16 protein-coding genes are annotated in these 21150 nt (G+C 47.3%); 10 read left to right on the top strand and 6 right to left on the bottom strand.

The genetic code is table 11. The annotated features are described in order from the left end of the window. Positions 1-126 precede the first annotated feature (126 nt). From DQN70_RS04280 to DQN70_RS04305, 6 genes are all read right to left on the bottom strand, one after another. Positions 127-1509, bottom strand: a complete 1383-nt coding sequence (locus DQN70_RS04280) for a tyrosine phenol-lyase (RefSeq protein ID WP_023937196.1) — start codon at positions 1507-1509, stop codon at positions 127-129. 346 nt (positions 1510-1855) lie between these two features. Continuing rightward, positions 1856-2125, bottom strand: coding sequence for a 30S ribosomal protein S15 (gene rpsO / locus DQN70_RS04285; protein WP_023937190.1), 270 nt, complete (start codon positions 2123-2125; stop codon positions 1856-1858). Positions 2126-2277: 152 nt separating this feature from the next. Next, on the bottom strand, positions 2278-3150 hold the full coding sequence (rfbA, locus tag DQN70_RS04290; protein ID WP_023937188.1) for a glucose-1-phosphate thymidylyltransferase RfbA: 873 nt from the start codon (positions 3148-3150) through the stop codon (positions 2278-2280). Positions 3151-3160: 10 nt separating this feature from the next. After that, positions 3161-4135: a DUF5106 domain-containing protein gene (locus tag DQN70_RS04295; RefSeq protein ID WP_023939624.1), complete on the bottom strand. Its 975-nt coding sequence runs from the start codon at positions 4133-4135 to the stop codon at positions 3161-3163. 164 nt (positions 4136-4299) lie between these two features. Further along, positions 4300-4968, bottom strand: coding sequence for an OmpA family protein (locus DQN70_RS04300; RefSeq protein WP_023937186.1), 669 nt, complete (start codon positions 4966-4968; stop codon positions 4300-4302). A gap of 89 nt (positions 4969-5057) precedes the next feature. Beyond that, positions 5058-6038 carry a dihydroorotate dehydrogenase-like protein gene (locus DQN70_RS04305; protein WP_036887276.1) on the bottom strand — a complete coding sequence of 327 codons (981 nt, stop codon included), beginning with the start codon at positions 6036-6038 and terminating at the stop codon, positions 5058-5060. Between the two features lie 550 nt (positions 6039-6588). Between DQN70_RS04305 and DQN70_RS04310 the strand changes: the two genes are divergently transcribed. The 10 genes from DQN70_RS04310 (at position 6589) to DQN70_RS04355 (ending at position 21147) form a co-directional block, all read left to right on the top strand. Beyond that, positions 6589-7206, top strand: a complete 618-nt coding sequence (locus tag DQN70_RS04310; protein WP_036890372.1) for a TetR/AcrR family transcriptional regulator — start codon at positions 6589-6591, stop codon at positions 7204-7206. Positions 7207-7276: 70 nt separating this feature from the next. Then, entirely contained in the window at positions 7277-9664 is a 2388-nt protein-coding gene (locus DQN70_RS04315; protein ID WP_023939622.1) for an efflux RND transporter permease subunit, read from the top strand. Between the two features lie 10 nt (positions 9665-9674). After that, the gene (locus tag DQN70_RS04320) at positions 9675-10094 is read left to right on the top strand and encodes a hypothetical protein (RefSeq protein ID WP_023939621.1); all 420 of its coding nucleotides are present in this window, start codon (positions 9675-9677) and stop codon (positions 10092-10094) included. Between the two features lie 16 nt (positions 10095-10110). Continuing rightward, positions 10111-10899, top strand: coding sequence for an outer membrane lipoprotein-sorting protein (locus tag DQN70_RS04325; protein WP_023939620.1), 789 nt, complete (start codon positions 10111-10113; stop codon positions 10897-10899). Further along, positions 10899-12167 (top strand): DUF1302 domain-containing protein, encoded by a 1269-nt coding sequence (locus DQN70_RS04330; RefSeq protein ID WP_111759335.1) that lies wholly within the window; start codon positions 10899-10901, stop codon positions 12165-12167. The genes DQN70_RS04325 and DQN70_RS04330 overlap by 1 nt, the downstream gene beginning before the upstream one ends. Before the next feature lie 18 nt (positions 12168-12185). Further along, positions 12186-13937, top strand: coding sequence for an ABC transporter ATP-binding protein (locus DQN70_RS04335; RefSeq protein WP_023939618.1), 1752 nt, complete (start codon positions 12186-12188; stop codon positions 13935-13937). A gap of 44 nt (positions 13938-13981) precedes the next feature. Then, positions 13982-15703 carry an ABC transporter ATP-binding protein gene (locus DQN70_RS04340; protein ID WP_023939617.1) on the top strand — a complete coding sequence of 574 codons (1722 nt, stop codon included), beginning with the start codon at positions 13982-13984 and terminating at the stop codon, positions 15701-15703. A 512-nt stretch (positions 15704-16215) separates the two neighbouring features. Then, positions 16216-17538, top strand: a complete 1323-nt coding sequence (locus tag DQN70_RS04345) for a UDP-N-acetylmuramoyl-tripeptide--D-alanyl-D-alanine ligase (protein ID WP_023939616.1) — start codon at positions 16216-16218, stop codon at positions 17536-17538. After that, complete coding sequence (gene rpoN, locus DQN70_RS04350) at positions 17532-18968, top strand: RNA polymerase factor sigma-54 (RefSeq protein ID WP_023939615.1); 1437 nt, start codon at positions 17532-17534, stop codon at positions 18966-18968. Before DQN70_RS04345 ends, rpoN begins: the two co-directional genes overlap by 7 nt. 34 nt (positions 18969-19002) lie before the next feature. After that, complete coding sequence (locus DQN70_RS04355; RefSeq protein ID WP_023939614.1) at positions 19003-21147, top strand: tetratricopeptide repeat protein; 2145 nt, start codon at positions 19003-19005, stop codon at positions 21145-21147. Positions 21148-21150 lie beyond the last annotated feature (3 nt).

Below are 21150 nucleotides of genomic sequence, written 5' to 3' on the forward strand. Positions count from 1 at the left end.
ACGACTTTAAGAGTCGAGTAAAAAGAAGCCTCCTTGCAGATTAGCTAATCTGCAAGGAGGCTTCTTTTTTGAGGGTATCCTGCCTTCAGTTACAGGCGAGTATTTTGAGATCGCTATCTGAATTGATCAGTCTATCTCCTCAAAGCGAGCTGTGAAGAATCTAAGCTGCTTAGGCTCATAAACGAAGCGCAAGCCTTTAATGTCTTCTTTGTGACGGTAGAGCTTGATCACAGCATCGGCTACCACATCCATATGCTTGTAGGTGTATACACGTCTGGGGATAGTTAGGCGCACTGTTTCGAGCTTCGGTGCATGGTTTTCCCCTGTTTTAGCATCACGACCAGCCGATACGATACCTCTTTCCATAGATCGCACACCACTTTCCAAAAAGAGGTTGGCAGCCAAACTTTGTGCCGGGAACTGCTCCTGTTTCAAGTGGGGACAGAAACGTCTGGCATCCAAGAACACTGCATGACCACCTACGGGTTGGATGATAGGAATACCGGCTTCGAGTAGCCTCTCCCCAAGGTAACGCACCTGCAATACCCGGTGACGGATATATTCGTATTGCATTGATTCGCGAAGACCGATGGCCATCGCTTCCATATCGCGTCCGGCCATGCCTCCATAAGACGGCATTCCTTCGTACACGACAACCAATTCTTTGGCGGCTTGGAACAAATCCTCGTCATTCATACAAAGGAAGCCTCCGATATTCACCAAGCAGTCTTTCTTGCCACTCATCGTGCAACCATCGGCATAGCTGAACATCTCCAATACGATGTCTTGTATTGATTTGTCGGCATAGCCCTCTTCCTGCTCTTTGATGAAATAGGCATTTTCTACACAGCGTGTGGCATCGAAGAACACCCTAATACCGTACTTGGCCGTCAGCTTGCGTACGGCACGCATATTTTTCATCGATACCGGTTGCCCTCCAGCCAAATTCACTGTTACAGCCAGACAGACATAGGCGACATTCTCGGCCCCTTTTTCATCGATTAGTTTCTGTAGTTTGTCGAGAGATATATCTCCCTTAAAAGGAATATCCAGACCGGCATCGTGTGCCTCATCCCGAATAATATCCACGAAAATACCACCGTTGTGCTCCTGGTGGTAGCGGGTAGTCGTGAAGTACATGTTCCCCGGTACGTATTGTCCCGGTTTGATGGCGATACGGCTCAGTAAGTTTTCCGCCCCACGCCCCTGGTGAGTGGGAACGATATGCTTGAACCCGAAAAGCTCCTGTACCGTTGCTTCCAGATGTTTCCAGTTGCGACTGCCAGCATAAGCCTCATCACCCTGCATCATACCTCCCCATTGACGATCACTCATGGCATTGGTACCACTATCGGTAAGCAAGTCGATGTATACATCTTCTGAATTGAGCAGGAAGGTATTATAACCTGCTTCCTTGATCATACGCTCCCGCTCCTGGCGAGAATTCATTTTCACGGGTTCTACACTCTTGATGCGAAATGGCTCGGCTGGATACTTGTTGATGTCCATTGTTGTTTGTGTTTTGTTGTTGTTTAGAAATAATGTCTTTGTGACTAAGATATCCTCTTATGGCTATCCTTTGGATTAAAACAGACAGCCGATCACAAATATATGATTATTTCAAAAGAAAAAGAATTAGGCTTCAAGCTTGGACCTAAGACTTTGGGATCGACACTTTTGAGGAAGAAGAGGAAACGTTGATAGGGGCAGTGTCGATTGATTTTGGCTGCCTTTTTATTGCAGGAGTTCTCAAAAGAAAAAGAGGGTATTGCAGGTTTATTCTGCAATACCCTCCGAACCGTAAGTGTGACCCTCTCTGGGAGGCACTTTGTTCAAGATCTTGAGGCGAGTCTTTTTAGCGACGGATGCCCAACTCCTTGATTATAGCACGGTAACGCTCGATATCTTTGCGAGTAAGATAGTCCAGCAACTGACGACGACGGCCTACGAGACGCTTGAGCGAACGGGCTGTAGCAAAGTCTTTCTTGTTTTCCTGCAAGTGCTTGGTCAAGTGCTGAATACGATAGGTGAAGAGTGCGATTTGGCTCTCGGGGCTACCCGTATCGGTTGTAGCCTTACCATACTTGCCGAAGATCTCTTCCTTCTTTTCTTTGTCGAGATACATTCTCTTATTGTTTTTTATTAAACATAAATACTACCCCCGCCTAATACGGGCGTAGATCGATAATCAGCCACGAAGGTACAACTAACATTTCTCCTGCACAAGCCCTCTCAAACACCATACAAGTGGAGTATGTGTCCGGGGAGGTTTCCTTCTTAACCCAACAAGCTGTACAAGTAGAGGCCATAATCGTTACCCGGCATGAGAGCCGCCCTTTCTTGCAACTTTTCCCGAGACAGCCAGCCATGCCTGTAACCGATTTCTTCGAGACAGGCTATCATTAACCCCTGCCTTTTCTGTAAAATTTCCACATAGGTAGAGGCTTGAGCCAGAGCCTCGTGTGTGCCAGTATCCAGCCATGCAAATCCGCGCCCCAGCATTTCTACGTAGAGATTTCCTTGGGTGAGGTAGGCATTGTTTACAGATGTGATTTCCAGTTCCCCTCTATTCGAGGGGCGTACATTGGCTGCGATGTTTACCACAGATGGTGGGTAGAAGTAGAGACCTACAACGGCCAGATCGCTTTTGGGGTTGGAGGGCTTTTCTTCGATACTGATCGCTTTGCCGTTTTTGTCCAGCTCTACCACTCCGTAGCGGTTAGGATCCTTGACTCGATAGCCGAAAATGATAGCCTTACCCTCTTTCTCCACTTTGTCGGCAGCTGAAAGAAGGGTAGAGGAGAATGATTGTCCATAAAAGATATTGTCGCCCAACACCAGACATACAGCTTCGCTGCCGACAAACTCTCGCCCTATGATGAAGGCTTCTGCCAGCCCTCGTGGTTCGGGTTGCTCAGCATAGGCAATTGATATGCCGAAAGCCGATCCATCACCCAGCATACGGCGATATTGCGGTAGGTCTTGTGGGGTGGATATGAGCAGAATTTCGCGGATGCCGGCCAACATAAGTACCGAGATCGGATAGTAGATCATAGGTTTGTCGTAAACTGGCAATAGCTGTTTGCTCAGGCCGATGGTGAGAGGATAGAGTCGTGTGCCGGATCCACCGGCAAGTACGATGCCTTTCATCGAAGTGTATTTATAAGTGGAAGTTTAGATAATCCAGAACAGTCTCTATGGATACATCTTTGAGAAGGACTTTCTTTTCTTTGTCCAACAGATATATGGTGGGGGAGGCCTTGAGGTCATACAGCTCTCGGGAGAGGATCGCCCCATCCGTGTTCATCCCATTGTAGGCATAGGAGGGCAGTTGGGAACGGTAGTTGAGCCATGCTTCTTTGTCGTTCTCTGCATATACATAAAGGGAGCGCACACGTTTGGAGGTGTGTAGGCGTCCTATTTCCGGTGTATTGTTGATTTGCTCTATTGTCATCTGGCAAGTATGGCAACCCGGAGAATAGAATATGAGCAATAGGTATTCACCTGCGAAAGAGTGGAGCTTACGTTGGGAGCCGTCGGCCATTTCAAGAGCGAAGTCGAATGCTTTTGATCCCACCCTGTTGCGGCGGACAAGTTTAGCTCGAGCTTTGAGACGCTCCTGTGAGGCAAAGTCGAGTTTGGGTGATTGTTCAGCCCAGTCGAGGATGGGGATATAAAACTCTTCATTGTGCATCGGGGAGTTGGAGAAATAGTAATACTTCTCGTACATCTTTAGGAAGAAGTTGAGCATTTTTCCTGACGATTTTTCCAGAGGCACCAGCAAAGACTGTTGTATTTCTGCTAATGGCATATTGGCTGCCAATGCTGCGAAGTTGGCAAAACTGGCTTCCATACGTCCTCCTTTTTGTAGCTCGGTTGTGTCGGTAAAGGAGCATTTGTCCCAATAGTGTAGCAGCAAATATTTTGCGCGATCATGTGGCTCTATTAGATAAGAGGGCACATCCGGCAAGGGGAAGGCCAGCGTTTCCAGCTCGTGAGCTACCTGAGTGTTTCGGGTTGTGTCTGCCTGTGCCTCCGTTCGGCTGCGAGATCCGGAACAAGCCAAAAGGGAGAGAGATGTCGAGCTGAGAGCGAATGCCAGAGCGCAGACCGGAAAAAGGTTTCTTCGTTTCATTTGTTGGCTGCTAATCAGTTTGAGGTAATATTATGTGACTGTGAAAAAACAAAGACAGCGACAAGCGAGAACGGGGCTCGGATACCGGCCTTCTTCTCCGCTTGCGCTGTCTAATTTTCGTTGTCTCCTTTGCGTTTGATGCGGAGACTCTTGATAAGTTTTGCTTACAGAGAGCCCTGCTTTGCTTCCTTTATCATCTTGGCATTCGGCAGGATGTACACTTCCACACGGCGGTTCAGACGACGACCTTCCACTGTGCTGTTGTCTGCAATAGGCTCATAGCTACCCTTGCCACTGTATTGCATACGAGAGGTGGCAACTCCTTGAGCGTTAAGGAAGCTATACACAGCCTTGGCACGACGTTCTGAGAGCGGATTGTTCACCCTATCACTACCGGTACTGTCGGTATGACCTATAATCTCAATATCCGTATCTGGATTTTCGTTGATGTTTTTCGCAAATTTGCTCAGAGCGGAGCGTGAAGCGGCGTTCAGGTCACTCTTGCCTGTCTGGAAGAGGATACCGCTGTCAAATGTTACTCGGATAGCTTCGCCATCGTTGATTGCTTCTATCTTGGCATCGGGGAGTTGAGTTTCTAGCTCCTTTTTCTGCTTGTCCATCTTGTTCCCGATGATAGCACCGGCTGCTCCTCCTATGGTTGCCCCTATGATGGCACCCATGCCGGAATTCCCGGCCACCTTACCTATACCGGCTCCAATAGCGGCACCGGCACCTGTACCTATGGCTCCTCCCTTGATTGCGTTGCTGAGTCCGCATCCGCTGATCAGTAGAGCTGTGGCTGCCAGAGCTGCAATAATACTTGTCTTTTTCATGTTTTTTCTATCCTTATTTGTTTCTGTGTTGCTCCTGTTTTGCGACCGATATGTACCCGACACAAGTCCTCTGACAGGATGCGTATTGCTTAGTTGGATTCGTGTCTCGAAAAGTACTTCATAAATTGCATACGCTCAAACATTGTAGCCGATTTGATGTCAGCAGCGTTCAGGCGTCCTCTAAATTCCTCTATGGAGCGATAACCTTTGCGCTCCATCCACGTGGTCAGGCCAAGTATAGCTTCTTTGATAGCAGTGCTGCCCCCCTTATACAGGGCCGAACACATCTGCACTGCCGAAGAGCCTACCAAAATACATTTAACCACCTCTTCCCAGCCATGTACTCCGGTTGAGGCTGCCAAGCTCACACCAGGGATCAGGGCGGAGCAGATGCCTGTATATCTGAGAGTGTCGCAGATGTCTGTTGGTTGAGAGAAAACATTTCCGGAGCACAGACTTTCTGTCTCTATGTCTACATCGGTGCGATAGGAGCGGTTAAATAGCACGATTCCTTTGGCTCCGGTAGCACGCAATTTGTCTACCAATGCAGGGATGTTGCTTAATGTGCGAGAAAGCTTCACTGTCACAGGGATTTTTACAGCCTTGACAATGGATGCTACGATGGCGACATACTGGTCTTCATAGCTTTCTTTGGCAAACAGATCTGTCTCCAGGCGCATTACATTCAGTTCGATAGCATCTGCTCCTGCTTGCTCTATGCGACCTGCAAAGTCTGCCCATGCATCCGCCCGGAAGCAGTTGATACTGGCGATTACCGGTACATCGGTACTTTGCTTGGCTTGACTGATCAAGTCGAGGTATTGATTCACCTGTTCTCCACGCACATACTGGGCTATATAGTCGGCTGCCTCCGGGTAGTCGGTGTGCTCCAGCATTGACTGTCCCTGCATCTCGATTTGTTCCTCAAAGAGAGATTTCAACACGATAGCTCCCACTCCCTGAGCTGCCAGCTCTTTGATCTTGTTGATATTGCTTGTCAAACCCGAACTGGCTGCTACGATAGGATTTTTGAGTTGCAGCCCTGCATAAGTAGTCGTAATATCTATCATCTTGCTTGTTGTTTCAATGGGGAATGCCCCTGCCATTATAAATCGGTTCTTTCCTAATTTGTTCAACAAAGGTACAAAATGAAATTAAACACTTTGCCACACAAGGGTTTCCTCAACTTTACCCCCTTTTGACCCATCCTGAAAAAGCCCTATTCATCGGTGTTTTGAGAGAGCCGAAATTCTCTCCTCAGAGAATTTTTGTTCTCTCCTGTGTTAGCGAAAATTCTCTGAGGAGAGAATTTTCGCTCTCTCCCGTGCAAATAAAAATTACGTCCCGCTGCCCATTTATAGGATGTTGTATTCTATTAAAATGCAGTCTATTTGCCTATGTTTTTGATAAATGATCGTTTTGGGTCCGAAGGCCTCTAATTGGCAATTCGTCATCCATACTAAAAAATACTGAAAAAAAGAGAAGGAAATACCCAACTGTAGGCATTGTGAACAGTGTTCATGCTCGATACTTTTGTCTCAGATCTTGGTAATAAGCCTTTGGATATGAGGAGACTTCTTCCTTATTCTCCGTTGTGCCGAACCCTAATGAACAAAACAGATGAAGTCAACGAGCAATAACACAACTCGCCAAAGGATCGTACGAGCAGCTCGGGAAGAGTTCCTTGCCAAGGGGTTCCGTGGAGCCTCTTTGCGTGTGATAGCTGCAGAGAGTGCGGTGGCAGTTAGCAATATATACAACCATTTCGATCATAAGGATTGCCTTTTCAGAGAGGTACTCTCTCCTTTGTTGAATGCATTCAACAAGATGTTGGAGGAACACAATAGCGATGAGGATATGGAGTTGTACATGTCTGCTCCGGATCGCTATCGAGAGAAAATGGTGCAAGAGTTTATGTCTCTTACCCGTACATATCGGGCAGAGCTTAAGCTCCTGCTGTTGCTCTCTGGAGGATCTTCCTTGGAGTCTTTCAGAGAAGAGGTTGTCCGTCGCCAAACCGAGGTGGGTAAGGTGTATCTGGAGCGATTTCGAAAGAAATATCCGCAATTCAAGGCGGAGGTATCCCCTCTCTTTGTCAAGCTGAGTTCCACGTGGTGGATGATCATATTTACCGAGATCATAGCCAACGAAGAGTTGACCGAGCAGGAGATAGAGCGAGCTCTCTCGGAATATATTGCATTCGGAACGGCCGGTTGGACTGAGTTGATGAGAGGATGATGGCCGTTGGATCCGGTTTGAGAGAGGCATTTGGTCGGGAGTATTTTGAATAACCACATTATTTATAGCAATGAAGATCGAACGAATCAACAAATGGTTTTATCGTCGTGCGGAGTACATTATTCACAGGCGTTTTCTCTCTTTGGGGCTTTTTGTTTTGCTGCTTGTTATAGGGCTCTTTGGCTTGTCTTTTCTGAACATCAAGACCTCTTGGGAGGATTACTTCCTCGAAGACGATCCCATGATGGTCAAAACAGAAGAGTTCAAGTCCATTTTCGGTAACGACAACTATGCTGCCGTCCTTACGCGCTGTGAAGACAGTTTTAGCAAGGAGAGTCTGGAGCTGATCCGCAAATTGTCCAACGAGATGTTGGATAGTATGTCTTATGCGGATAAGATTACTTCGCTTACCGATATAGAATTTATGGAAGGCAATGAGGAGGGAATATCCATCGAGCAGATTGTTCCCGAGGAGATCCCTTCTGATCCGGCAGCCTTGGCTGAGATACGGCGCAAAGCCTATCGCAAGCCACACATTGCCAGCCGTCTGGTTTCCAAAGACGGTACATTGACTTGGGTGTTGCTCAAGCTTCGCCCTTTCCCGGAAGATTCTGTCTGGAATAAAGGAAAGGGGAGTGTTGCGCCTGAGATGCTTACAGGTAGAGAGCTTCACCGGATACTAAGCAAGAGCGAATATGCCCCGCTGAACCCGAGAGGTACCGGTATGCCTTATTTGTCTGCCCGTAAACTGGATTGGATCGGGAAGGAGATGACTCGAGTAATGAGTTTGGCTATTGTCTGTGCTCTAATCGTTCTTGCTCTCTTTACTCGCTCAGTCCGAGGAGTAGTGGTACCGATTCTCACGGCTGTGAGCTCTATCATCATTGCCTATGGCTTAGTGGGCTATTTCCGTTTGAGTATAGATAGTGCGATGATATTGATCCCGATGCTTTTGGCTTTTGCCATTGCGATAGCCTACAACATACATATCCATTCTTTCTTCAAGCGGCAACTTCGTCTGCATGGGAAACGCAAGTTGGCAGCTATCGAAACGATTGGAGAAACTGGTTGGCCCATCTTGTTTAGTGCCTTGACCACTTTTGCTGCTCTTCTGTCTTTCCTTACTATTCCTGTAGTTCCGATGCATTTTGTCGGGATTGTTACCTCACTCAGTGTACTTCTGACTTTCTTCATTTCTATGTTGGTCATGCCAGTAACTCTGAGCTTTGGTAAAGATCGCAAGCCAGTGGAGAACGCTGCCACGATAGGTAAGCAGTGGATCGATCGCCATTTGGAGGCTTTTGGGGATTGGATCCTGAACAATGAGAAAAAGATCTTGCTGGTGTTTGGAATATTCACTGTTGGTCTCCTCTACCACTTTACCAATATAGAGGCAGCTTTCGATATAGACAGGACTATGGGACGGAGGATCGACTATGTAAAGGATATAATGGAAGTAGGGGAGAGTGAGCTTGGTTCGGTCTATTCCTATGACATCATGATAGATCTCAAAAATCCCGGTGCAGCCAAAAATCCCGAAGCTCTCAAGGCTCTGGACTCCGTGGCTCGTGTTGTGGAGAACTATCCTCTCACCAAGCGTACTACATCGGTTTTGAATGTGATTAAGGATCTCAACCAGACTTTGCACGATGGTCAGGCAGCCTATTATACCATTCCCGACAGTCAGGAGGAGGTTGCCCAACAGCTCTTACTCTACGAGAATGCCGGTGGCAGTGAGGTGGAAAACTGGATTGACTACGAATACAGCCGTCTGCGCATTAAGGTAGAGTTGCAGGCCTACAACTCCGGAGAAGCCGAGCGGGAGATGCAAGATATTACCGATCTGGCACGCAAACTTTTCCCGGATGCACAGATAACACCGGTGGGATCGTTGCCACAGTTTACCACGATGATGCAATACATTGTGCGCGGACAGATCAGCTCATTTGTGATTTCGCTACTGATTATCGGCATCTTGATGATGGTTGTTTTTGGCAGTGTCCGTGTGGGGCTTATCGGCTTGATACCTAATATAATGCCTGCCATTGTTGTTGGTGGATTGATGGGTTGGATGGATTATCCTCTTGATATGATGACGGCCACTATCATGCCTATGGTACTCGGTCTGGCTGTGGATGACACGATACACTTCATCAATCATGGCCATTTGGAGTTCGATCGACAACGAGACTATCGTGGAGCTATTCTGAAGACTTTCCGTATTGTGGGGACTCCCATTGTTCTGACGAGCCTTATCGTTTCCTCCAATTTTGCCGCCTATACAACTTCGGAAAATCTCTCTTTCATCCATATGGGTATTCTTTCTGTGGCAGGGATGCTTTCGGCTCTTTTGGCCGATTTGTGTATTACTCCTTTGTTATTCCGTCGCTTCAAAATTTTCGGCAAGGAAGAGGGAGACAAGAGGAGAGAAGAAGAGAATCGTACAACCTTAAAATGAAGAAGTAGTTATGAAACAAATCGAGCAAATTAAGTTGGCTTTTCTGTGGCTATTGGTTGTCACAGGGATCATTTCCCACTCTGTTTTTTCTCTGGACAGTCTCTTCTACGGAGCAAATATTCAGCTGCCGGGAACGGATGGCTCCGAGCCGACCATCTTCGTGGTCAGTCATATTGTTTTCGGAGTAGGCTCTTTGCTGATGGTGCTGCTTACTCTTTTGATTGAGAGCAGAGGTTTTGTTTGGTTCAATCGAATATGGGCTTCTTTGATGGGGCTTCTCAATGCAGTTCACTTGATTGCAACCTTCGGAGAGAGTCCTTTCTGCATAGAACAGATTTTGCTCCTCTCTTTCGTCTTGGCAACAAACATTGTTCTCGTTGTTCGCTTGTGGAAACCTATGGAAAGTAAACCAGAATTAGAAACCGAATAAAAACATAATTGAAACAATGAATCGTATCGTATTTACAGGCCTTGTCATGGCCTTTCTCTGGACGACCGGATCTTTTGCGCAGAAGACAGGGCGAGATGTTATGCAGAAAGTGAAGGATCGCTCAGATGGAGACACTCGACAGTCGGAATTGGGCATGACTCTGATCAATAAACGTGGAAGTACCAGAGAGCGCAAATTGCTCTCCTATTCGATTGATATGGGCAAAGGGAAGAAAGACCGCAAGACAATTCTGTTTTTCCTTTATCCTGGAGATGTCAAAGGAACCGGATTTCTCACTTGGGATTACGATTCGGCAGACAAAGAAGATGATCGTTGGCTCTATCTCCCCTCAATGAAAAAAGTCAGACGGATCAGTGGTTCCTCAGCTAAGAAAGACTACTTCATGGGAAGTGACTTTACCTATGACGACATGGGGGGCAGACATGTGGATGAAGACACACATTTTCTCCTGGCAGAAGAGACTCTTGCCGGGCATAAATGCTGGAAAGTGGAGTCCAAGCCACGAGATAACCGTGATGTCTTTTCGAGCAAGATGACTTGGGTACGCCAGGATTGTTTGATCCCTGTCAAGGTCGAGTACTACGACAAAATGGGCAAGCTACATCGTCGGCTGGAGCTATCCGAGATCAGTAAGGTGAACGGATTTTGGGTGGCCAAGAAGATGCACATGACTAATGTACAGAATGGACACCAAACGATTTTGGAAATCAAAAACCCTAAGTTCGATTTACCTCTGGATGAATCGAAGTTTAATGTTGCCACTCTCGAGAAAGGCGGTATGTGATGATGTATCGAGATACTGTTTGTTTATATGCGATTCTGTTGCTTGGCCTGATTGTCGGGGCTTTGCCTCTGCGAGCCTTGTCTCCGGAAGGAGAGCGAGGAGTGACATTCGATACAAAGGGCTTTGTAGATACCTACCATGCGATGCGTGTAACCTCTCCTCATGATATTATGAGTTCGCGTACACGGCTGCGAGGAGAGTTTACCAAGCGTTTCGACGAGTCGGTTGTTATTGCTTCTTTCGATGCTGCGTATAACCCCATCACCGGAGGGCCTTGCAATCTGAAATTGAGAGAAGCCTATTTTGAACATCAAGAGGAGTTTTGGAAGATCAGTTTTGGGCGACAGTTTGTGATTTGGGGAACTGCCGATGGAGTACGTATTACCGACTTGGTCTCTCCAATGGATTTGACAGAGTTTCTCGCTCAAGACTACGATGATATCCGTTTGCCGGTAAATGCTTTGCGCTTCTCTCTGTACAACGAAAAGCTACGATTCGAAACCATATTGGTACCCACTTTCGAGGGGTATATATTGCCGACTGGGGAAAACAATCCATGGAGTATATTCTCCTCTTCAGGTCAAAAAAAGTCTTACGAAATCGAATGGGATGACAAGGATAGTAAGCCTGCCCTCAAATTGGCCAATATAGAATATGGCGGTCGTTTGAGCTTTACTCTGCCGGGTGTAGATTTTTCTCTTGCAGCTTTGCATACATGGAACAAAATGCCTGTTTTGCAGATCGAAAGAGGAATGACTCCTGGCAGTGTGCGTGTCTCTCCTCGCTATTACCGCATGGGTTTCGTTGGGGGAGACATTGCCAAGCCTCTCGGTGCTTTTGTCCTTAGAGGAGAGGCGGCATTCAACATAGATAAGCATTTTCGTTCTCCAGAGCAGGGATTCAATTCTCTCAATTGGCTTGTTGGAGCTGATTGGTATGCTCCTTACGAATGGATGCTCTCAGCTCAGCTTTCTTCAGAGAGCATTTTCGACTACGATCCTATTGCCGAGCAAGATGAGCATACCTCTCTGCTTACACTTCATATCTCAAAAAAAATGCTGGGTAGTACACTCTCTCTTGCCAATTTTACTTATCTCGATCTCAATAATGGAGCGTGGTTCAGCCGTTTTTCAGGAGATTATGCTCTGAGTGATCAGTTGCATTTATTGGCCGGTTACGATTGGTTTGCCGGGCAAGACAATGGGAGCCTGTTTGCCCGATATAGAGACAATTCGGAAGTCTGGATCAAAGCTAGATACAGCTTCTAAAAAGACATTGCATTTCCGATGAATACGATTCAAAAAATCCAATCCTACATGGGGCAGCGTAAGATTCTTCTGCCCATATCCTTTGCTCTCTCGGCCATGAATGGTTTGGTGTCATTGTTGCCTTTCATTCTTATTTGGTTTATCGTCCGTGAACTGTTGTCCGGTAGAGGCTTGGCAGATAGCTCTCTTGTGAAGACTTATGCTTGGTGGGCTGTGGGCGTCTCGGTCATAGCCATACTCCTCTATTTTTGCTCCCTGATGTTGTCGCATCTGGTTGCTTTTCGGGTCGAGCTAAATATGAGACGAGAAGCGATGCGTCGTGTATTGAGAATGCCATTGGGCTATTTCGATAAGAAACTTAGTGGCAAAATACGGAAAGTCATAGACGAAGATACCTCCCAGACACATATCTTGCTGGCGCATTTGTTGCCGGATATCATTGGGAGTATAACTGCTCCCTTGGGTGTCTTCATCCTTATATTCGTGTTTGACCCACGTCTGGGATTGGTTTGTCTGATACCCATATTGGCTGCCTGTCTTACGATGTTTATTATGATGAATCCGAATCGTAATGATTTCCAGCGGAGATACCTTGATGCACAGGAAAAGATGAGCAGCGAAGCTGTTGAATATGTACGAGGGATCCCGGTGGTGAAGGTTTTTCAGCAAACGGTATTCTCTTTTAAGCGATTTTACGATAGTATTATCTCCTATCGAGATTTGGTGATGAAGTACACTCTTAGCTGGCAGAAACCCATGTCTTTCTATATGGTGGCGATACATAGTTTTGCCTTTTTCCTCATCCCGGTGACGATCTTGCTGATCGGCAAATCAGATAATCCAACGGAGTTGCTGGCAGATATGTTCCTGTATTTATTGGTCACCCCTCTTTTTGCCACCAATATCATGAAGATCATGCATCTTGGACAAAATCTTTTCTTGGCAAATGAGACAATTAGCCGCTTGGAGCAACTTACCTCTGAGAGTTCTTTGCCTATTGCCGAGAAAACCCTTAGGCCTCAGCAGCACGACCTTGCATTCAACCAGGTGAGCTTCGGCTATCCGGGAACGACACAAAAAGCTGTCGATGGTGTAGACTTCATGATCCCGGAGGGCAAGACCTATGCTTTGGTAGGCCCTTCCGGCAGTGGCAAAACAACTATCGCTCGGCTAATCCCTCGCTTTTGGGATGTCTCTCATGGCAGTGTACGGATAGGTGGGGTAGATGTGCGTGATATGGCCAAGGAGGATCTGATGGAGAGAGTTGCTTTTGTTTTCCAGAATACCAAACTTTTCAAAACGACACTTCGGGAAAATATTACCTATGGAACTCCCGATGCTACAGAGGAGGCGATAAATAGGGCTATCGATCTTTCTCGAAGCAGGGAGATTGTCGATCGCTTACCTAATGGCCTGAATACACGAATTGGAGCGGACGGTATCTACCTCTCCGGTGGAGAACGACAGCGGATTGCCTTAGCCAGAGCTATTCTTAAGAATGCCCCTATTGTGGTGCTTGATGAGGCTACTGCTTTTGCCGATCCCGAGAGTGAGACACTTATACATCAGGCTTTGCAAGAGTTGATGAAAGGCAAGACAGTGTTGATGATTGCACATCGCTTGACAAGTGTGCAGCAGGCAGATCGTATTCTGGTGGTAGATAAGGGGCAGATTGCAGAGCAGGGGAACCATGAAGAGTTGCTCGCCAAGAAAGGTCTGTATAGTTCCATGTGGGATGAATACCAGCGATCTGTGGCCTGGACAGTATAGGAGGAGGCTTGTATCACTAATCCGAATAATAAATTGACACAAAGATGATTTCATACTTCCAAAATAGATTTGCTCTATCGAGACAGGGGGGCAAGTCCCTTTTCGGGGGGATTGTCTGGACTACGCTGCTCAATATTGCCCTGATGTTGCCGGCTGTGTTTACTTTCCTGTTTCTTGATGATTATTTCCATGCTCTTGCTTTGCATGGTTGGCGTTTTTATATAGCTGTTGCACTTGCTTTTATGCTGATATTGTTTGCCCTTGCCATGATTCAATACACCAATACTTACACGAACGTGTATGTGGAAAGTGCCAATAGGCGTATTGGTCTGGCTGAGAAGTTGCGCAAGTTGCCATTGGCTTTCTTTGCGGAGAAAAATCTCTCTGACCTTACTGCAACGCTTATGGAGGACAATTCGGAGCTTGAGAAAATGTTCTCCCATTCCATTCCACAGCTTTTTGCCTCTTTCTTGAGTTTATCGATGGTTGGACTTGGTTTGTTCTGTTTTAACTGGCAACTCTCTCTGGCCCTGCTTTGGGTTGTACCAGTGGCAGCTGCAGTGATTTTTGTATCCAAGAAGTTTATGTTGCGTCTGCATAGGAAGCATTACTTCGTCAAGCGAGCTGTCACGGAGCGTATACAGGAGGGTTTGGAGGAAATTCAGGAAATTAAGTCCTACAACGGAGAGGCAGACTACTTGGCTAAGCTTGATGACGAATTGGATAGCTGTGAGCAAGGCATGATCAAGGGAGAACTGCTTGTTGGCTGTTCTATCAATATATCTTATATCATCCTGAAACTGGGGTTGGCCTCGGTTATTCTCGTGGGGGCTTACTTGTTAGTCTCAGGAGAGGTTGATCTATTTACATATCTCGTATTTCTCATGATCGGGTCGACTATCTACAACCCGATTATGGAGGTATTCAACAACATGGCTATTCTTGCCTTTCTTGATGTTCGCATTGACCGTATGCGAGAAATGGATGCTATGCCTATCCAGCAAGGAACATCAGACTTTCAGGTGTCTAACTATGATATTACTTTCGAGGAGGTAGATTTTTCCTATGGAGGCGATAGACAGGTCTTGCGCTCTGTCTCTTTCACTGCCCGTCAGGGAGAGGTGACAGCCTTGGTGGGTCCTTCTGGTGGAGGTAAGAGTACTTCGGCCAAGCTGGCTGCCCGGTTTTGGGATGTTGATCATGGCCGGATTTTCTTAGGAGGGGTAGATATTTCTACTATCGATCCCGAAAGTTTGCTTCGCCATTACGCAATTGTCTTTCAGGACGTCCTTCTTTTCAATGCAAGTGTGATGGACAATATCCGCATAGGCCGGCAAGATGCAACCGACGAAGAGGTCAGAGCTGTCGCCCGATTGGCTCGGTGTGATGAGTTTGTCAGCCGTCTGCCGAATGGCTACGATACGATTATCGGGGAGAATGGAGAGAGACTCTCCGGAGGGGAGCGTCAGCGCATCTCTATTGCCCGGGCTTTGCTTAAAGATGCCCCTGTCGTCTTGCTGGATGAGGCTACGGCCAGTCTTGATGTGGAGAATGAGAGTCAAATACAGTCCGCTATTTCGGAGTTAATTCGCAATAAGACGGTGCTGATCATTGCCCATCGGATGCGTACAGTGGCCAATGCCCACAAGATCGTTGTACTCAAGGATGGACGGGTCGTTGAGAGCGGACATCCAGCCGAATTGTTGAAGCAAGGAGGTGAATTTGCCCATCTGTTTCAGTTGCAACATGCTTTGCCTCTGAGTTGATCTCCTCTCGTTTTTCTTTCTACAAAGGTTATGTGCCATAAGGGTGAACATTTGACAATGTACAGGATACAGACGGAGTGCCATAATACGCAAACTGCTGTGTTACTTGCGACATTCGGCTTTCCAGTATGCTCCCCTCAGCCTCAGTCTTAGAGCCTTGCTTTTTGCGCATTCTAACGCACATAAATGGGGCTGTGGGCAAAATCGAATTTTGCCACAGCCCCTTATTTCTTCTTCTGGAGAGTCTGTTGGGCTACAATGGCTTTTGCCTTACATTTGTGCTTAGAGATCATTGCGTAATACGGCAGTCACTGCATTATTGTCGACATTCGAGTATGGTCACGTACCAGAAAGTGCGTTCTCTTTCACTCTCTGTCTAAGAGCTTTGCGGTTACTGCAGTCTGAAAAATGGCCAAAAACAGCTGAAATAGCCTTTTTGATGGCCCATGTGACGGTCTCGTTTAAGGTAAAAAGGCCCTTCGCCTTGTGAAGGGATGCAAGCAAAGCTTCTTATGAATATCACTCAACTTTATAGTCATTTCCTTGCGCATCCGGAAGTCTGTACAGACAGTCGTCAGGTTAGTACCGACTGTCTGTTTTTTGCGTTAAAAGGGGAGCACTTCGATGGTAATAAGTTTGCTGCGGCTGCCCTGCAATCGGGTGCAGCTTATGCAGTAGTGGACGACCCAGCCGTCATCCCTCCCGAGGATGCGGAGCGTTATATTTTGGTATCGGATTGTCTACTCTGTTTGCAGCAATTGGCCGCACATCACCGCAGGGAATTGGGTTTGCCAGTATTGGGAATTACCGGTACCAATGGCAAAACAACGACCAAGGAGCTTGTTACAGCTGTATTGCGTCAGGCCTATAATGTCCTTTCTACGGAAGGAAATTTGAACAACCACATCGGAGTACCGCTCACCCTGCTTCGGTTGCAACCGAAGCATCAAATTGCGGTGATAGAAATGGGAGCTTCTCATCCCGGAGATATTCGGGAGTTGGTCGAGATAGCAGCTCCCGACTACGGATTGATCACCAATGTCGGTAAGGCTCATCTGGAGGGCTTTGGCTCCGTCGAGGGAGTGAAACGAACCAAGGGAGAATTGATGGATTATTTGCGTGAGCACAACGGTATTGCTTTTGTTTTCTCGGATGATCCTGTTTTGGTCGAGTTGGCTCATGACCTTCGGCAGGTTACCTATGGTACCTTCACTTCGGCCACTTTTTATGGCAAGATCATTCGCGCCAAACCCTATACACTTAGTTTCCGCTGGAAGCAAGTCGCCATCCCTCATGATATCTCTACACAGCTGGTTGGTGACTACAATTTGCCTAATGCCTTGGCAGCGGTGGCTGTCGGTCGCTACTTCGATGTGGCCACGGCGGGTATTCTTCGAGCATTGGAAGACTACAAACCTCAGAACAACCGCTCCCAACTGACCTGTACCCAGTACAATACCTTAGTGGTGGATGCCTATAATGCCAACCCTGTGAGTATGAGCTTGGCCATTGCCAATATGCAACAGATGCGTGGCAAGCAACCCAAGGTTCTTATTCTGGGGGATATGAGAGAATTGGGTAGCGAGAGCCTATCCGAGCATATTGAGGTCTTGGGCAAGATAGCGACAGGCGTGTATAGTCGCATTTGTCTTGTCGGATCTCTTTTCGGACAGGCAGCTGCTCATGCGAATTTGTTCGAGAAATTGCCATTGGAGCTTTATCCTTCAGTAAAAGAGTTGACCCTGCGTTTGGAGCAAGAGCCTCTGCGGGATAGCTTGGTGTTGATCAAGGGATCTCATGGTATCCATTTGGAGCAAATCCTACCTCTATGCTGAAAAATCGTTTGCAGCAGCAGTTGGAGCAATCGCTCTCGGCACGACAAATACAGCAGATAAAGTTGCTGGAATTGCCGATGCAGGAGTTAGAGCTGCGTATCAAGAAAGAGATAGAGGACAATCCCGCTCTTGAGCTGGAAGATTCGATACCGGAGAGAGAGAGTTCGGAACAGGATGTCAATGAAGAAGATCTTTCCTTGGATGATTATCGCAACGAGGACGACATTCCTGGTTATAAGCTCCGGCAGATACAGGATAGGGAAGCCCGGAACGACAATATTCCTTTTGCTGCTTCGGCCGAGACAGCTTCCCAACAGTTGCTCGGTCAGCTGGAGCTATTGCCCCTCACCGATAGGCAGCGCAGTATTGCTCCTTTCGTGATCGGTAGCATAGATTCCGATGGTTATTTGCGTCGTTCGGCCGTTGATCTTTCGGACGATTTGATTTTCAATACCGGCATTAGTGCTTCGCCCGAAGAACTTGCCTCTGTGATAGATTTGATCAAGACGCTCGATCCTCCGGGCATTGCTGCTGCGGATTTGCGTGAATGTATGCTATTACAGTTGCAGAGAATACCGCCGGATCCCAAACGTGATCTTGCTTTGGTCATCATCCGGGATTATTTCGATGATTTTGCCAATAAGCATTTCGATCGCCTGACCTCTCTGTTGGATATTTCCCCCGAAGAGTTAGCCGAAGCCTCACGACTGATTGTTCGCTTAAACCCCAAACCTGGGAATGCTCTGGCATTCGATTCTGTCGAAGAAATGCAGCAAATACGGCCGGATTTTGTCGTAACTGAGGACAATGGCGTTTTTTCTGTTTCCATGCCGGGCACGAGAGAATTGCCCGTATTGAAAATAAACCCCGAATACGTAGATATGGCCAGAGACTACAAGGCTTCGGCTGGGAATAGAAGTAGGGAACGCAGAGAGACGCTGCTCTTTGTCAAGCACAAAATGGAGCGAGCGAAATGGTTTATCGAGGCGATACGTATGCGACAGGAGACTCTGCTCAATACGATGCGGACGATCGTATCCCTCCAAGCCGACTATTTTCGATCGGGAGAAATATCCGACCTCAAGCCCATGATACTGAAAGATGTGGCCGATCTTGCTGGTTTCGACGTTAGTACAATTTCTCGAATTGTCTCCGGCAAGTATGTTGAGACGGACTTTGGCATTTTCTCTCTCAAGCATTTTTTCTCCTCAGCGATGACTACTGATGAGGGCGATGAGATCTCGAATATGGAGGTCATGGCAGCTCTGAAAACTCTTATCGAGAAAGAGGATAAGAGGCATCCGTTGTCGGATCAGGCTCTGACTCGCTTGTTGGAGGATAAAGGTTATCGAATAGCCAGACGTACGGTGGCCAAGTACAGACAACGATTGGGATTTCCCACCGGTCGTATGCGCAGGGAGATTCTCTGAAAGGGAAGTGTTTGACTTTGTACCTTTGTAGACCATGAATGATCGTAGACAAGACATATACAAGCTCATAGAAAAGAAACGAATCACCGAAGCTATAGAGCTATTGAGAGAAGTCCTGACGGCAGAGCAACCCTCCTTGCTGCCTCGGCTTGATAGATCGGCAGATGTTTATAGACATATGCTGGAGTTTTTTGTCTCAGGTGCGCCCGATCCTGATCGAGACCGGATACTTGCGAACTTGCGCTTGCAGCTTCTGGAGCTTTGTGATGAACTGCATCGTAGTATAGCTATCGTTTCAGACAGTGCTCAGTACTACGAAACTGTACGGATTCGCAAGGGTTTTTCGGATGAAAGTCTTTCCGGCTTGTTTTCTCTCCTGCAGGACAACTCTCGCCAGCCAGCTCAGTATGAGGAATTACTCAAGACCATTTTCTTTAGAATCTGGACGGCCTATGGTCTTACTCCCGAGGAGCAGGATGCTATTGTCGCAGCTCCGACCTCTCTCAAGCCGATGTTGATTTCTGCTCTTGGTTTAGGTTTGAGGACTTGGTGGCATACGGGAGATGTGACCTTCTTGCTTGGGCTTATCCAAAATCCTCACCTTGAATACGACAATCGTGTGCGTGCTCTCGTTGAGTTAGTGTTGGTGTTAGAGACCTATCCGCTCCATACCCGGCTTTTTGAGCCTGTGATTAAAATTCACTTGGATGCGGCTCAAGAGAGCTTTCCCTTGGGAGCTGTTTTGGAGCAGCTCTATATCCGGCTTTTCCGTGCACAACATACAGAACGGCTAACTCAAGAGCTACAGGAGGAGCTTTTGCCGGCTATGCAGAAAATATGGTCTGAAGGTAAGTCCTCGGGGATGCAGCAAGATTTGGAGCGACTGTTCGAAAAGGCAGCCTCTGATCCCGAGTGGATGCGCAAGATGCGTGAGTCCGGTATAGAGGATAAGATGAGGCGGATTTCCGATTTACAGGCAGAAGGGGCTGATGTGGTCTTTGGATCTTTTCGTCACCTCAAGGCCATGCCTTTCTTTTCGGATTTGCATAATTGGTTTCGCCCCTTCTCTCCGGAGGATCCTCAGGTAAAAGCCCTTTTGCAACAAACTTCGGCTCTCTCCGATGCGGCTCTCGTATTACCCTACATGCTTTGTGATTCGGATATCTTTTCTCTCCTTTTCACTCTCAAATTGATGCCACAAGAGAGTCGCAGCATGGCTCTGGCTCAAATGGGCTTCGATATGAGAGAAATGCAGGAACAAATCAATGAATTCAAGCGAGAGAATAAGGCAGCGACAGGGGAGAAGCTTTCCAATACAATAAAGCGATATGTCGAGAATCTGTATCGCTTTCACAAGTTGTTCTCACGTAGGGCAAGTTTCTATGATGTGTTTGCCAAGGACTTTTCTGTGCCGGAAGTGCTGAACGAATATCTATCTCCGGATAAAACACAGGCTCTATTCGGCCGCAAATTGCTCTCTCTGGGGCGTTGTGCTGCTGCTATCCCTTTCTTACGGAAAGCCGTTCAGACAGAGCCATCCAGAGAGTTGTACGAGCAACTCGGCTATGCCTATCAACTCTCCGGCAATCCCTCACGAGCTCTCAAGGCCTACAATAGGGCCGATATTCTCTCCGAGAGCGAACCGGGGAGCTGGCTTCTCAAACAAATGGCGTTCTGTGCCGGAGCAATGGGGCGGACCGAGAAGGCCGTGGAGCTGTACCTGCAACTGGCTACTCAAGAGGGAGGAGACAAGCGAGCCTGTCTGGTAGCTGCTGCCTTGCTTATGGAGCAGAAGCAATATCCCAGAGCAATAGAGCTCTATTTGCAGTATCGAGATCTGACTGGTAGAGAAGACCTGCAGATGCTTCGCCCGCTGGCTTGGTGTTATTTCTCAACAGCTCGCTACGAGGAGGCACGGGCAATCTATCAACAGATCTGCGGTGGAGGATCCGTGCTGGCTTCCGATGAATTGAATTTGGGGCATTGCTATGCTGTCGCTTCGGATCGAGTGCAAGCTCTTGAGCACTACCGTAAGGCTGTTTCTCTCTACGGAGATCATGGATTGAGAGATCTGATCAAAGCATACCGGAATGATACGGCCGATTTGGCTCAGGCCGGGATCTCTCCGGATTTACAAGCCTTATATGTAGACAGTATGGCACAACTATTCAACGAATAATTA

Origin of the sequence: Porphyromonas crevioricanis, from assembly GCF_900476255.1 — a bacterium.
Taxonomy (GTDB): Bacteria; Bacteroidota; Bacteroidia; order Bacteroidales; family Porphyromonadaceae; genus Porphyromonas; species Porphyromonas crevioricanis.

What these genes read in the sequence shown, in the direction of transcription:
- DQN70_RS04280 (WP_023937196.1), bottom strand. Translation starts at nt 1,509, where the DNA reads ATGGACATCAACAAGTATCCAGCCGAGCCATTTCGCATCAAGAGTGTA.
- DQN70_RS04305 (WP_036887276.1), bottom strand. Translation starts at nt 6,038, where the DNA reads ATGATAGATATTACGACTACTTATGCAGGGCTGCAACTCAAAAATCCT.
- DQN70_RS04345 (WP_023939616.1), top strand. Translation starts at nt 16,216, where the DNA reads ATGAATATCACTCAACTTTATAGTCATTTCCTTGCGCATCCGGAAGTC.
- DQN70_RS04310 (WP_036890372.1), top strand. Translation starts at nt 6,589, where the DNA reads ATGAAGTCAACGAGCAATAACACAACTCGCCAAAGGATCGTACGAGCA.
- rpsO (WP_023937190.1), bottom strand. Translation starts at nt 2,125, where the DNA reads ATGTATCTCGACAAAGAAAAGAAGGAAGAGATCTTCGGCAAGTATGGT.
- DQN70_RS04295 (WP_023939624.1), bottom strand. Translation starts at nt 4,135, where the DNA reads ATGAAACGAAGAAACCTTTTTCCGGTCTGCGCTCTGGCATTCGCTCTC.
- DQN70_RS04330 (WP_111759335.1), top strand. Translation starts at nt 10,899, where the DNA reads ATGATGTATCGAGATACTGTTTGTTTATATGCGATTCTGTTGCTTGGC.
- DQN70_RS04320 (WP_023939621.1), top strand. Translation starts at nt 9,675, where the DNA reads ATGAAACAAATCGAGCAAATTAAGTTGGCTTTTCTGTGGCTATTGGTT.
- DQN70_RS04300 (WP_023937186.1), bottom strand. Translation starts at nt 4,968, where the DNA reads ATGAAAAAGACAAGTATTATTGCAGCTCTGGCAGCCACAGCTCTACTG.
- DQN70_RS04355 (WP_023939614.1), top strand. Translation starts at nt 19,003, where the DNA reads ATGAATGATCGTAGACAAGACATATACAAGCTCATAGAAAAGAAACGA.
- rpoN (WP_023939615.1), top strand. Translation starts at nt 17,532, where the DNA reads ATGCTGAAAAATCGTTTGCAGCAGCAGTTGGAGCAATCGCTCTCGGCA.
- DQN70_RS04340 (WP_023939617.1), top strand. Translation starts at nt 13,982, where the DNA reads ATGATTTCATACTTCCAAAATAGATTTGCTCTATCGAGACAGGGGGGC.
- rfbA (WP_023937188.1), bottom strand. Translation starts at nt 3,150, where the DNA reads ATGAAAGGCATCGTACTTGCCGGTGGATCCGGCACACGACTCTATCCT.
- DQN70_RS04335 (WP_023939618.1), top strand. Translation starts at nt 12,186, where the DNA reads ATGAATACGATTCAAAAAATCCAATCCTACATGGGGCAGCGTAAGATT.
- DQN70_RS04315 (WP_023939622.1), top strand. Translation starts at nt 7,277, where the DNA reads ATGAAGATCGAACGAATCAACAAATGGTTTTATCGTCGTGCGGAGTAC.
- DQN70_RS04325 (WP_023939620.1), top strand. Translation starts at nt 10,111, where the DNA reads ATGAATCGTATCGTATTTACAGGCCTTGTCATGGCCTTTCTCTGGACG.